Here is a 13558-nt window from a genome sequence, read left to right on the forward strand (position 1 = left end):
AGGGGTTTCAACCCCTGTCGGACTGTCTGTCTAATAGCGAAAGTCCTCTCAAAGAGGACTGAAAAATTCATTAGTCGTCTTCAGACGACTTTAGCTTTGAGGCAGGGGTTTCAACCCCTGTCTGACTATCGGTTGTACGTTAAGTTGACACCTATTGACTCTTGGAGTGTCCCTACGGCATGAGCGATCGAGCGGGATTTCCTTGAGTATAAAACGTAGAGTTTGTGCTCTCAAGCTATTTGTTGTTTACCTGATTAGCTGATGTCATCTCAAGTGGTTTTCGGAAATGCGGGCGCTGAAGGTGCAAGTCGCGGCGGTTGGTTTGCGGGTCACTTTATGACGCCTGAAAATGACCCGCGATCGACTTCTGTTTTAGAGGTAAAATGGGGCACTCACACCGCCGGAGATTGTAGGACTCAGTGGGCGGTAAATGCGGAAGCAACAACGCTTTCTATCCTGGTAAAAGGGCGGTTTCGCCTGCAATTTCCAGAGCAAGAAATCTTGCTGTCTCGCGAAGGAGATTATGCTCTCTGGCTGCCGGGAGTGCCTCATTATTGGTCGGCCGAGGAGGATTCGGTTATTGTCACTGTGCGCTGGCCTTCCCTGTCGGGAGATAGTTCTGGAGTTAAGAATTAACTTTAACTTCGGGAACCAAAACGCGGCCGCTATAACCCGCGCGCTGGTAGCGATCGATCGCCTCGGATGCGATCGCACCCGCTTTCCCACTCTCCACCAGCGCTACGCAAGCACCGCCAAAACCTCCGCCCGTCAGCCTTGCGCCGAAAACTCCGGGGATTGACTGCAAGATTGCCGCCAGCGTGTCTACTGCCGGCACCGAAACTTCGTAGTCGTCGCGCTGACTGGCATGGGAAGCATTCATTAACTCGCCAAAACGTTTTGCTGGCAAAGATTTTACCGCTTCGAGTACGCGGTTGTTTTCGGTAACGACGTGGCGCGCTCGTCTTCTGAGGGGTTCCGGCAATACTTCGACAGCTTTGGGATCGGCGATATCCCTAAGAGCTTTAACTCCCAATATCCGCGCGGATTCTTCACACTCGGCGCGCCGCTTGTTGTAGCCGCTTCCTGCTGCTAGTTGGTGGCTTTCGCCACTGTCAATTATTAAAATTTCTGTGTTTGTGGGAAAAGGTATCGGGCGGCATTCGAGGCTGCGGGTGTCGATAAATAGCATGGTGTTGGTGTCTGCTAAACTCGACGCCATTTGATCCATGATACCACAGTTCAAGCCTGCATATCGGATTTCCACTTGCTGTCCGATTTGAGCTAGGCGCACGTCGTCTATGGGGAGGTTCAGCAGCGCGCGCAGTCCTCTGAGGGTTGCTATTTCTAAAGCGGCGCTGCTGGACAAACCGGCTCCGATCGGCACATTCGAGCTAATGTAAAGATTTATTGGCGGTATTTTGTATCCTTCTTTTTCTAAAAGTCTGAGGCAGCCACAGATATAACTGACGAATTTTTGCGGTATGGTATCGTCGTCTGAAAAATTTATGAGTTCGTCATATTCTGCTGAATAAACATGGTGTCGATCGTCACTGCTGAAGCCGATTTGTACTGTGGTGCGCTGGGGAATCGCAGTGGGAAGTACAAATCCATCGTTGTAGTCTGTGTGTTCGCCCAGCAGGTTTACTCGGCCGGGGGCGCTGGCTGTGGTTTTGGGTAATGTACCAAATACTCGTTGGAATTTCATTTTTGGGGAAGTGGTAATTGGTTCTTGGTTATTTGTTATTGGTTATTTGTTATTGGTTATTTGGAAAAACAGCTATCCGTGTCTCCGTGACTTAGGTGTTGTGCTGTTGGTAATTGGGAAGAAATAAATTTATTTTTTATCGTTTGTCCTTATTTTATTATAGTGCCCAAGTTTTTTGGTTAATTCAACCCCTGTTAACAAAAATAAACATCACCGTAGGTTGGTAAAAGATATTGAGCTGTGATAGAATGACAGGCTAAGATTTCTCCAACAATTCAAAAAATGCGATCGACCCGACCCCGAAAACAGTTTGCTCAACATTGGCTCAAAAGCGAGAAAGCCTTAGATAAGATTGTGAAAGCGGCTTCTTTGGATGGCGATCGCGTCCTGGAAATTGGGCCGGGTACGGGGATTCTGACTCGACGCTTGCTGCCTGCGGCTGAGTCTGTTGTTGCTGTGGAGATCGATCGAGATTTGTGTGTCAAGCTAGCCAAACAACTCGGCAAAACCGACAATTTTTTACTGCTGCAAGGCGACTTCCTGGAAATGGACTTAGAGGCTGAACTAACGGCATTTCCCAAATTCCAAAATCCTAATAAAGTTGTTGCCAATATTCCTTATAATATCACCGGCCCGATCCTGCAAAAACTGCTGGGAACGATATCTGTTCCTGCGGCTAAACCCTTCGATGCGATCGTGCTGTTAGTGCAGAAAGAAGTGGCCCAAAGGCTTTACGCTAAACCGGGTTCGACAGCTTTTGGCGCGCTGTCAGTGCGGGTGCAGTATTTAGCAGAATGCGAGTTAATTTGCGATGTGCCGTCTAAAGACTTTTTTCCGCCGCCAAAAGTCGATTCGGCTGTGGTGCGGCTGCTTCCCAGACAGATAGAAACTGCGGCGGTTAATCCGCGCTATTTGGAGAATTTAGTTAAGTTGGGATTTGGTAGCAAGCGCAAGATGCTGCGAAATAATTTGAAAGGGGCTGTGGATTTAGATAAACTCGTTCAATTGCTAGAAGAGTTACAGATCAATCCTCAATCTCGCGCTGAAGATTTAAGCGTAGATCAATGGGTAAAGTTGAGCAATAATCTTATGTGCGTGGTTTGAAGTTAACGATTCTGTTATAGCCTTTCTCAGTAACATAAAGCATCGGGCATCGGGCATCGGGCATCGGGCATCGGGCATCGGGCATACCTCACCACGCTTGAGAACCGCTATAGATACTCGAATTTTTAAAGAAGTCTGGTATCTGGATCGGCTGTTTTTTTATAAATAAGGACTCTTCGGCCTGACTACAAATAGTTGAATTTAGGTCTGTTCGTTGTGGATTTTTAAAGGTTTATTGCAGGCTAATCGGAATTTTAATAATAAATTCTGCACCTTTCCCCGGTGCAGAAATACACTGCAATTCGCCTTGATGTCTTACTGTGATAATTTGATAGCCAATCGATAAACCCAATCCCGTGCCTTTACCTACTGGTTTAGTGGTAAAAAATGGATTAAATAACTGGTTCCTCACCGATTCTGTGATTTCTGGCCCGTTGTTGCTAATTCGGATTTCTACGACTTCACTTTCTAAAAGTTTGGTCGAAATTTTGATGAGGCGACGATTAGCTTCATTGGCTGCAATCGACTCGCTGTGGTTGTCCTCTTCTAAAGCATCAATAGCATTAGCCAGGATATTCATAAACACTTGATTTAGCTGTCCGGGGTAGCACTCTATTCGAGGTAAATTGCCATATTCTTTGATAACTTGAATATTCGCCAAACCGGGCTTAGCATTCAATCTGCTTTGCAAAATCATCAGTGTGCTGTCAATTCCTTCATGAACGTCGGCTACTTTCATTTCTGCTTCGTCATGTCGCGAAAAAACTCGCAGCGACTTGACAATACCGAGAATGCGCTCGGCCCCGTTTTTCATAGAAATCAATATTTTTGGTAGGTCATAGATAATAAAATCTAAATCTACAGACTGGAGTTTTTCTTTAAGTGTGGGTAGGGGATTCGGATACTGCTCTTGATAGATATTCACCAATTCTAGCAAACTATCGGCATACTCGCGAGCGTGAGTAACATTCGCATAAATAAAGTTGATCGGATTGTTGATTTCATGAGCAACCCCAGCGACCAATTGCCCCAAAGATGACATTTTTTCGCTGTGAATTAGCTTTGATTGAGCCTGCTGCAATTCAGACAAGGCTTGTTCGAGATGTTGAGTTTGAGACTTTAACTCTGCGGTGCGTTCCTCAACTCTAATTTCTAATTCTTCTTTAGATTTTTTTAGTGCAGTTTCTGCTAATTGCCGCTCGACAATTTCCGATGCTAGGAGTCGGTTTGCCAATTCTAAATGTTGAGTTTTAAATTTTAACTCTGCGGTGCGTTCCTCAACTCTAATTTCTAATTCTTCTTTGGCTTTTTTTAGTGCAGCTTCGGCTAATTGGCGCTCGACAATTTCAGCTTCTAGGAGTCGGTTGGCGGATTCTAACTGTGCGGGACTGGGAAGTGCTAGGGCTTGAGGGATTAAGTCTACCAAAAGTATGGCTGTAGCAAATGAAATAAGGGCAGTAATTGCTTTCATTGTTCCTGAAAGCCAATAGGTAGGATGCCAAAGTGTCCAGAGTTCAAATATGTGAGTGATGCCACAGGCGACGATAAAGGCTCCAAACAGGGCAAAGATCCAATCAAAGGGCAAATCTTCGCGTTTGGAAATAAAATAAATCAGTGTAATCGGGATAGAGAAATACGCGAGTGCAATGATAGAATCTGAGGCAACGTGAAGCCAGACTAACTGGGTCTGCCAGAGATAGCAGTGACCGTGAGGAATAAATGACCCGGAACTAAAAAAAGTTTTCCACATTTCCTGCATAATTTTTCCTTTGAGTTGTGAGAAAATGGACTCTGACTGGTGTCAATTAATTTCAACCAGGGGTTTCTTTCACCTGCGGCTTAATCACCTATGCGTTCATATTCTCTGCTAGCTTCCGCAAAAATCAATCTGTATCTGGAAATCATAGGCGATCGCCCCGACGGATTTCACGAACTGGCGATGGTACTTCAAAGCATAGATTTAGCCGATCGAATTGACTTGCGCGCGATCGGTACGGACACGATTCGCGTGCGCTGCGATCACCCACAAGTCCCTCCTGATAAGAATAACCTGGCCTACCGGGCGGCGGATTTGTTGGCGAAGCAATTCCCCGATGCTTTGGCGAAATACGGCGGAGTCGAGATTGTTATTCACAAGCAGATTCCGGTGGCGGCGGGGCTCGCCGGTGGTTCTGCAAATGCGGCTGCGGTTTTAGTCGGGATGGATTTGCTGTGGCAATTGGGACTTACTCAGTCGGAGTTGCAAGAGTTGGGGGGAACTTTGGGTTCGGATGTGCCTTTTTGCATTGCTGGAGGTACGGCTTTGGCAACTGGTCGCGGGGATCAACTGTCGCCACTGCCTGATTTGGGGGGCTTTTCTGTGGTGTTGGCCAAGTACCGTAACCTCAGTCTTTCTACCGCATGGGCGTATCAAACTTATCGGCAGCAGTTCAGTAGTTCCTATTGTGCAGTGGCAGATTTGGAGTGCCGCCGGCAACGGCTGCATTCGGGCCCGATGGTGGGGGCGATCGCCCAAAAAGATCGATCTAAAATTGGTCAATTACTGCACAACGATTTAGAAAAAGTTGCTTTACCTGTGTACCCGCAGGTGTTGCAGTTGCGGCAGGCTTTTGAGTCGGCGGGGGTTTTGGGGACGATGATGTCGGGTTCCGGGCCGACGGTGTTTGCGCTGGCGGAGTCTCCAAAGCAGGCTCAGCAGGTTTTGGAACGGGTTAAAAGTGCGATCGCTTCTCCAGATTTGGATTTTTGGGTAGCACAGTTTAGCAATACTGGGATTCAGATTTTTTCGGAGGGAAACGAGACGAAACCGCCGATTTCGAGGGTGTAACTCGCAGAGGGTGCGATCGCCATCGCCCGTTAAACCTGTCTAACAGGCGAGGGTCAAGATTAATCTAACTTTTCGCAGAGTCTATTGAGATCGAAGAACTGATAATATGTCATGCAACAGGGATTTTAGTTTTGGTGAATTAACCAGAAATCTAAAATCTAAAATCTAAAATCTAAAATCGCCATGACTGATTTAACTAATTCAAATTCTACTTCTAAACCTCTGAGTTCGGCTGGAGATGCAACCCCTGCATCTTCCACGCCGCCGACGATTTTGCGGTGCGTGATGGGTTCGCTAATCGCGGGCGGGTTTGCGGCGGCTTTGTACGCGCTAACTTTGTCGATCGTCCAAACTTTTGCAAATTCCCCCATTCATTCTGACAATGTGACTGCGATTAATATTGGCGCGGCTGTGCGAACTTTAGTCATGGGGATTGTGGCTTTGGGTGCGGGTGTTTTTGCTTTTGCATCTTTGGGTTTGATGCTGCTGGCTGTGCAACTTTTGATTCAAAAGTTGCTGAAAAAACCCACAGGTAGAAGTCTATAGGTTGAAACCATCGGGATACACAAATTCTCCTCCGCAAGGCAAAGACTGAATAGTAAGATCGAAGCAATGGAATTATTTACAATCGGACACTCCAATCTGAGTATTGAAGCGTTTGTTTTGCTGCTGCAACAACAGGGAATTACGGCGGTTGCGGACGTGCGATCGCATCCTTTTAGTCGCTATTTACCTCATTTTAATAAATCTGAAATTAAAGCTTCTCTGTCAAGTGTCGGGATTCAATATGTTTTTTTAGGCAAAGAGTTGGGCGCGAGACCAGAGGATTTAAGCTGTTACGATACTAGCGGTAAAGCTTTATACGATCGCATAGCAGCAACTCCTCTATTTTCCGAAGGAATTCAGCGGTTGATCCAAGGCGCAGCAAATTATAAAATCTGTTTAATGTGTGCGGAAAAAGACCCGATTACTTGTCATCGGACTATTTTAGTTTGCCAGAAACTCAGAGAATTTAATTTACAAATTAATCACATTCTTTCCGATGGCAATTTAGAATCGCACCAGCATTTAGAAGAAAGACTTTTGAGCAAGTTTAACAAAGGCAAAAAAAATAATGAGCCCATTCAGCTAAGCTTGTTTGAATTAGAGCCTCAAGTTAAACAGGAAATAGTAGATTTAGAAACAGCTTATTATCGTCACGGATTGGAAATCGCTTATGTCACAAAAGAAAGCCATTAATTTATTTACAATTGGTTTTACTCAAAAAAGCGCCGAGCAGTTTTTTGATACTTTGATGAAAGCGGGAGTCCGCAGGGTGATAGATACGCGGCTGAATAATGTATCGCAGTTGGCGGGTTTTGCTAAGCGGAAAGATTTAGAGTATTTTTTGCGAACCATTGGCAATATTGAGTACGTTCACATTCTGGATTTAGCGCCGACTCAAGATATTTTGGATGATTATAAAAAGAAAAAGGGAGATTGGGATGTGTATGAACAGAAGTTTTTGGAGTTGATGGGCGATAGACAAATTGAACACAAGGTTTCATCGGATATTTTAGACTGCGGGTGTCTGCTTTGTAGCGAACCAAAACCTCATAATTGTCACCGCCGCTTAGTTGCTGAATATCTCAGCGAGAAGTGGAAAAATGTCACAATTAATCATCTTTAATTTAGTGAAAAGATTAGATAATTGTGGGATGAATCTAAAATCTAAAATCTAAAATCTAAAATCTAAAATCTAAAATCGAATGACTCGGATAATTTGTCTCGCTAATTCCTGGAAACGCGGCGACAGGTGCATCGCCGGAATTAATGAACTTCAAGGTAAGTGGGTGCGTCCTGTTTCCGACTTACCAGATGGCCAAATTCCTAAAGAAATGCGGCAGATAAATAGACTTGAACCCGCGTTGTTAGATGTTCTAGAAATTCCTCTGGCGAAGACGGGGTCTGACTTTGGCTTTGAGTGTGAAAATCTTTCTGTTTTACCGGGAAAATGGCGGCAAGTAGGGAAAGTTCCGCCAGCATATTTGCTGAAATATTGCCAGAGTCAAGAATATATTTTGCACAACGATTTGCGATATGTTACGGTGGAATATATGCAGTCTTTGCCAATGTGCGATCGCCTAACTTTGCAATTAGTCAAAGCAGTAAGATTTACGGTAAAAAAGCTAAGTCAAAGATTTGAAGGTGGTAATAAATGGGAAGGATCTATTGTCACGCAGCATGGTCAAAGATTGACTGCAACAATTACCGATCCGGTGTTTATTAGAAAGTTAGAATTGGGGTATCTACCGCAAAAAGCTTGTTTGGTAACAGTGAGTTTGAGTATGCCTTGGCGGCCCGATGATTGGGATGGAGATGACCCTTGTTGGAAGTTGATTGCGGGTGTGGTAGAGTTGCCGGAAGATGTTGTTTATGATGAAATTTAGTTTTGACCAAAATGGGCGATCGATTATTTATTTCTTTTTACTTACCGCAAAAACTCTGTTCGTGCTATAATTCTGCGGGACTATAGCAGAAAGGGGTGCTTTTTGATGAAAGCAGAATTTTATTTTGACTGTCACAAATATATTTGCAGTTTAGTTCAAGTTGATTTTGTCAAAGAATTAAAAATAAAAAATCATCAAGGTTTTGTTTTGGCTGTTAAGCAAGGAGAAAAGATTGGACTTTTGGGAAAAAGTCGCCATAATGCTAAACAAGTTGATGTATCTAAGCCACATTTTTATAATGTAATTAAAGCGGCTATGAGCGCTTTGGAATTAGAAACTAAAAATGAGCTTATATTAGAGAGAAATCGAACTCTTGCTGATGCAGAAGAAATGATTCAGCAGCAAAACCGAGAAATTCGCGTTCTCAATGAACAGATTAGAATGCTTGGAACTAAGGTTGAGCAATTGTCAAGGGAAAAGCAGCAGTTATCCATGCAGCTAGTAGACAAGGAAATCAGAGAAACTGAAATGAGTCAAGAAATTGATAACTTTCCTGCTACGGATGAGGGAATTGAGCATGGGATGGGAGAAGCTGAAATTCCTGACCAAATCGAAGAATTGTCTGTTCAAGCTTCTGGGTTAGCCGTGCAGTTAATCGCAAATCAACAGAAGTTGGAGGAGATTGAGGAAGAGGAAGAAATCTGCGGGAGCGAGGTTGAAATTGTTGATTTAGAAATTATAGAAGAAGTAGAAGAAAATCTCAAAAAAGGAGAAATTCAAGGAGGCGAAAGTGAAATTAAGCGACTGCCTAAAAGACCTTCCAACAAAAGGATGAGAAAGAAATCTTAATGCTTTAGTTAGAAAATCCCTTTTAATCAATAAGAGCGCCCTTAAATACTGTTTGCAATACAAAAACCTATTCCCTGAATAATTGAGCAAAGCGCTTTAACACCTTCAGGACAGTGTACAACCCATCCTTGCTCCGCAGCGTGAAAGAATACGACTCCGCATACTTAGGTGTTCCTTGATTTGTCACTTTCAGGAAAATAAAATCAATCCCATTGGTGACAAATCCCAAAGCAGGTTTTTCTGGATGAGGATTTCCCAGCATATATGCTAAAGCTTGGGGAATTCCTACTTCTAGCGAGTATTGTGACTTCTTGGCCTCAATTACCAATACCCAAAAATCTGGGGTAAATACCAGTAAATCGAGGCGTCCTCTGACAATCGTTCCCTCATCTTCAGATTCAATTATCACCTCTTTTTCAGCACTCAAGTAAAAAGGAGGGCGATAAAAACCTGCTAGTCTTAATAGCGGAGCAAGCACAACCAATTTAACAACTGGCTCAAGTATTGGATACTTGGACAAGTGCATATAATCGGCTGTTACTTCATCTAGTGCTTGCTTTTCCGAGTCTGTTAGTTCCGCTAAATTATCTTGCCATTCCCGGAAAAATTGCTCGTCGTCTATCCGCTGTAAACCAAACTTTGCTTCTAAGTCATAGAGGATTATATTTTGGGCTTGAATTGTTTCCACCATAATTTTATCTACTTGCTTTTTCTTTAATTAGATAAATTTGCACTTTCATCTTTCGATTTTTCTCTTGTGGTTGTGCGATCCAACAATGTAAAATACTATTATCCTAGCATTTGCCCACCAAATTTTTCTCAGCCATTAAGTATTCCGGTATCCAGAATCTATATACCGACATGAGGATAGCTACAGGCAGAAAAATATCAACATCCTCTCCCATCTCTTCTGTGGGTAACAAGCAAAATAATTTATCAAATTCCTGTAGATCAGCTTTGATGTTATCACAGTTATCTAAAAGTTCGTCCGGCTAAATGCAGTGAATTCCTCCTTCATATTCATAAAAATATTATTTTTTAGTCAAGAAGTGTGACGGTTTGAGTTCTGCCATCAGATAATCTAGCTGGTGAAACTCTGCTTCCAAAATTATCGCACCTACATCTTCCCCCGCTTCCTGTAAGAGAATCCGATCGCCCTTTAACATCACTCGTTTAATTGTGGCGATCGCATTTTGCGAAAATTCCTCAACAGTTAAGCGAAAAAATCCCTCACAACTCGCCGGTTTTCCCCCCGCAGCCTCACCCACAACAGAATTTTGACAAGAATCCAGGGCGATCGGTAAAATTACAGGTACGATGGCTACGCCCCGGCCCCGGCCTACGAACTATTGTCAGCAGCATTAAATCCTTCAGTAATTAGCCCTTTGCCAACAGTCACATAATAGTTGACAATATTGCACAATAGATAAAATTGTAAATATATAGCACCTGCGTTTTTTTTGACCGCTTATGAATAGCAGATTCCTCGATCGCCTCCACCACCCCTCACGCCCCGTCATCGTCTTCGACGGCGCAATGGGAACCAACCTGCAAGTCCAAAACCTCACCGCAGAAGACTTTGGCGGCAAAGAATACGAAGGTTGCAACGAATATCTCGTCCACACCAAGCCGGAAGCCGTCGCCAACGTGCACCGGGGATTCCTCGAAGCAGGGGCCGATGTCATCGAAACAGACACCTTTGGGGCGGCTTCCATCGTTCTCGCCGAGTACGATTTGGCAGACAAAGCATATTATCTCAACAAAACTGCCGCCGAACTCGCCAAGGGTATCGCCGCCGAATTTGACACGCCAGAAAAACCTCGATTTGTCGCAGGATCGATCGGGCCAGGCACCAAATTGCCCACATTAGGACACATCGATTTCGACACACTCACTGCCGCTTTTACCGAACAAGCAGAAGGACTTTATGACGGAGGCGTTGACTTATTTATTGTCGAAACTTGTCAAGATGTGCTGCAAATTAAATCAGCATTAAATGCGATTGAAGAAGTATTTAAGAAAAAAGGTGCGCGAATTCCGTTAATGGTATCAGTCACAATGGAAGCCACCGGCACAATGTTAGTAGGTTCCGACATCAGCGCCGCCCTCGCGATTTTGCAGCCGTACCCGATCGACATTTTAGGCCTCAACTGCGCCACCGGGCCCGATCGCATGGCCGAACACGTCAAATACCTTTCCGAACATTCGCCCTTCGTCGTTTCCTGCGTTCCCAACGCTGGTTTACCCGAAAACATCGGCGGCCACGCGCACTACAAACTCACGCCAATAGAATTAAAAATGGCCTTGATGCGCTTTGTCGAAGACTTAGGCGTGCAAGTCATCGGTGGCTGCTGCGGGACCCGCTACGATCACATCCGCGAACTAGCAGAAATTGGCAAAACTCTTAAACCCAAAATCCGCGAAATTACTTGGGAACCATCCGCCGCCTCAATTTATAGCGCCCAACCCTACGAACAAGAAAATTCCTTCTTAATTGTCGGCGAAAGACTCAACGCCAGCGGTTCCAAAAAATGCCGAGATTTGCTAAACGCCGAAGACTGGGACGGTTTAGTAGCAATGGCCAGGGAACAAGTGCGAGAAGGCGCGCACATTCTCGATGTTAACGTTGATTATGTCGGCCGCGACGGCGTGCGCGACATGAAAGAATTAGTTTCCCGCGTTGTGACTAATGCAACTCTCCCTTTAATGCTGGATTCTACAGAATGGGAAAAGATGGAAGCAGGGTTAAAAGTTGCGGGCGGCAAATGTTTGCTGAATTCCACTAACTACGAAGACGGAGAACCGCGTTTTTATCAAGTTTTAGAGTTGGCGAAAAAATACGGCGCGGGCATAGTTATTGGTACAATTGACGAAGACGGGATGGCCAGAACTGCTGACCAAAAATTTGCGATCGCCCAGCGCGCCTATAACGCCGCCGTCGCCTACGGAATTCCCGCCGAGGAAATCTTTTTTGACACCCTAGCTTTGCCAATTTCTACCGGGATAGAAGAAGACAGAAAAAACGGCAAAGCTACCATCGAATCCATCCGCCGCATCCGCCAAGAATTGCCCGGTTGTCACGTAATTTTAGGAGTTTCTAACATCTCCTTCGGCTTGAATCCGGCGGCGCGACAAGTCTTGAATTCCATGTTTTTGCACGAAGCAATGCAAGCGGGAATGGACTCGGCAATTGTCAGCCCGAATAAGATTTTGCCCCTGGCGAAAATCGACCCCAAACACCAAGAAATATGCCGTAAACTGATTTACGACGAACGGGAGTTTGACGGCGAAATTTGCGTTTACGACCCCTTGGGCGACCTGACAACGGTGTTTGCGGGCAAAACTACTAAGCGCGATCGGACAGAAGACGCAAACCTCCCCGTAGAACAACGTCTCAAGCAGCACATCATCGACGGCGAACGCATCGGGCTCGACATCCAACTCGCCAAAGCATTAGAAACCTATCCCCCCCTCCACATTATCAATACCTTCTTGCTAGACGGGATGAAAGTAGTCGGAGAATTGTTCGGTTCGGGACAAATGCAACTGCCATTTGTATTGCAGTCAGCAGAAACAATGAAAGCGGCAGTTGCCTATTTAGAACCGTACATGGAAAAGTCCGAATCCGGGGACAATGCCAAAGGCACATTCATCATCGCTACTGTCAAAGGCGACGTTCACGACATCGGCAAAAACTTGGTTGATATTATCCTATCAAACAACGGCTACCGAGTGATTAACTTGGGTATTAAACAGTCGGTTGACAATATCATCGAAGCTTACGAAAAGCACAAAGCCGACTGTATTGCCATGAGTGGCTTGCTGGTAAAATCCACCGCGTTCATGAAAGAGAATCTGGAAGTATTCAACCAGAAAGGAATCACCGTTCCGGTAATTTTGGGCGGCGCGGCTTTGACTCCCAAGTTTGTACATGAAGACTGTCAAAATACCTACAAAGGTAAAGTCGTTTATGGCAAAGATGCGTTTTCTGACTTGCACTTTATGGACAAACTCATGCCAGCCAAATCTGCTGGTAAATGGGAAGATTTGCAAGGATTTTTAGATGAAATAGGGCAGGAGAATAGGGCGGTTAAAGAAGCTAAACCTGCGCCAGAAACTTCTGGAGAAGATGCCAAGAAAGCCGACATTCCTGTGGTGATAGATACCAGGCGATCCGAAGCAGTTGCTGCAGATATCGATCGCCCGATTCCTCCTTTCTGGGGTACGAAACTGTTGCAGGGAGAAGAGATCCCCTTTGAGGAGATTTTCTGGCACTTAGATTTGCAAGCTTTAGTTGCCGGTCAGTGGCAGTTCCGCAAGCCCAAAGACCAATCGCGGGAAGAATACGACGCTTTCTTAGCTGAGACAGTTTATCCGATTTTGGAGGAATGGAAACACAAAATTATCACCGAAAAATTACTGCATCCGCAAGCCATTTACGGGTATTTTCCCTGTCAAGCTGAAGGCAATTCTTTGCATTTGTACCACCCAGAAATTATGAAGGGCGGGCAAACAATAATCAGTGGCGGGCAAACAATAATCAGTGGCGGGCAAGATGCCCGCCCCACAACAGAAAGTGGCACAGGCATCTTGCCTGTGGCTGCAACAGAAAGTGGCACAGGCATCTTGCCTGTGGCTGCAACA

At 44.9% G+C, this 13558-nt stretch carries 13 protein-coding genes; 9 read left to right on the top strand and 4 right to left on the bottom strand.

Translation table 11 applies throughout. The annotated features are described in order from the left end of the window. Positions 1-261: 261 nt before the first annotated feature. Positions 262-636: a signal peptidase I gene (locus QUB08_RS16190; RefSeq protein WP_333225672.1), complete on the top strand. Its 375-nt coding sequence runs from the start codon at positions 262-264 to the stop codon at positions 634-636. On the opposite strand, the gene galK is transcribed toward QUB08_RS16190, so the two are convergent. Continuing rightward, positions 626-1705: a galactokinase gene (gene galK / locus QUB08_RS16195; protein WP_333225673.1), complete on the bottom strand. Its 1080-nt coding sequence runs from the start codon at positions 1703-1705 to the stop codon at positions 626-628. The two genes, QUB08_RS16190 and galK, sit on opposite strands and share 11 nt — an antisense overlap. 282 nt (positions 1706-1987) lie before the next feature. Between galK and rsmA the strand changes: the two genes are divergently transcribed. Further along, positions 1988-2809, top strand: coding sequence for a 16S rRNA (adenine(1518)-N(6)/adenine(1519)-N(6))-dimethyltransferase RsmA (rsmA, locus tag QUB08_RS16200; RefSeq protein WP_333225674.1), 822 nt, complete (start codon positions 1988-1990; stop codon positions 2807-2809). 232 nt (positions 2810-3041) lie between these two features. On the opposite strand, the gene QUB08_RS16205 is transcribed toward rsmA, so the two are convergent. Further along, positions 3042-4568 (bottom strand): ATP-binding protein, encoded by a 1527-nt coding sequence (locus tag QUB08_RS16205; protein WP_333225675.1) that lies wholly within the window; start codon positions 4566-4568, stop codon positions 3042-3044. 90 nt (positions 4569-4658) lie between these two features. Here QUB08_RS16205 and ispE point away from each other — a divergent pair, with 90 nt between their 5' ends. From ispE to QUB08_RS16235, 6 genes are all read left to right on the top strand, one after another. Next, positions 4659-5636, top strand: coding sequence for a 4-(cytidine 5'-diphospho)-2-C-methyl-D-erythritol kinase (gene ispE / locus QUB08_RS16210; protein ID WP_333225676.1), 978 nt, complete (start codon positions 4659-4661; stop codon positions 5634-5636). Between the two features lie 183 nt (positions 5637-5819). Continuing rightward, positions 5820-6182, top strand: a complete 363-nt coding sequence (locus tag QUB08_RS16215; RefSeq protein ID WP_333225677.1) for a DUF3082 domain-containing protein — start codon at positions 5820-5822, stop codon at positions 6180-6182. Between the two features lie 66 nt (positions 6183-6248). Continuing rightward, positions 6249-6875: a DUF488 domain-containing protein gene (locus QUB08_RS16220; protein WP_333225678.1), complete on the top strand. Its 627-nt coding sequence runs from the start codon at positions 6249-6251 to the stop codon at positions 6873-6875. Further along, positions 6853-7305 (top strand): DUF488 domain-containing protein, encoded by a 453-nt coding sequence (locus QUB08_RS16225; RefSeq protein WP_333108398.1) that lies wholly within the window; start codon positions 6853-6855, stop codon positions 7303-7305. The genes QUB08_RS16220 and QUB08_RS16225 overlap by 23 nt, the downstream gene beginning before the upstream one ends. 79 nt (positions 7306-7384) lie before the next feature. Next, positions 7385-8065 (top strand): dual OB domain-containing protein, encoded by a 681-nt coding sequence (locus QUB08_RS16230; RefSeq protein ID WP_333225679.1) that lies wholly within the window; start codon positions 7385-7387, stop codon positions 8063-8065. Between the two features lie 105 nt (positions 8066-8170). After that, positions 8171-8914, top strand: a complete 744-nt coding sequence (locus QUB08_RS16235) for a hypothetical protein (protein WP_333225680.1) — start codon at positions 8171-8173, stop codon at positions 8912-8914. Between the two features lie 67 nt (positions 8915-8981). Here the strand turns inward: QUB08_RS16235 and QUB08_RS16240 are convergent, their stop codons facing one another. Beyond that, positions 8982-9605, bottom strand: a complete 624-nt coding sequence (locus QUB08_RS16240; RefSeq protein WP_333225681.1) for a type I restriction endonuclease — start codon at positions 9603-9605, stop codon at positions 8982-8984. Positions 9606-9945: 340 nt separating this feature from the next. Then, positions 9946-10182 carry a hypothetical protein gene (locus tag QUB08_RS16245; RefSeq protein WP_333225682.1) on the bottom strand — a complete coding sequence of 79 codons (237 nt, stop codon included), beginning with the start codon at positions 10180-10182 and terminating at the stop codon, positions 9946-9948. Positions 10183-10384: 202 nt separating this feature from the next. Here QUB08_RS16245 and metH point away from each other — a divergent pair. Then, a partial coding sequence (gene metH, locus QUB08_RS16250) for a methionine synthase (RefSeq protein WP_333225683.1) occupies positions 10385-13558 on the top strand: 3174 nt, incomplete at its 3' end.

It is taken from the genome of Microcoleus sp. BR0-C5 (assembly GCF_036705045.1).
Lineage (GTDB): Bacteria > Cyanobacteriota > Cyanobacteriia > Cyanobacteriales > Microcoleaceae > Microcoleus.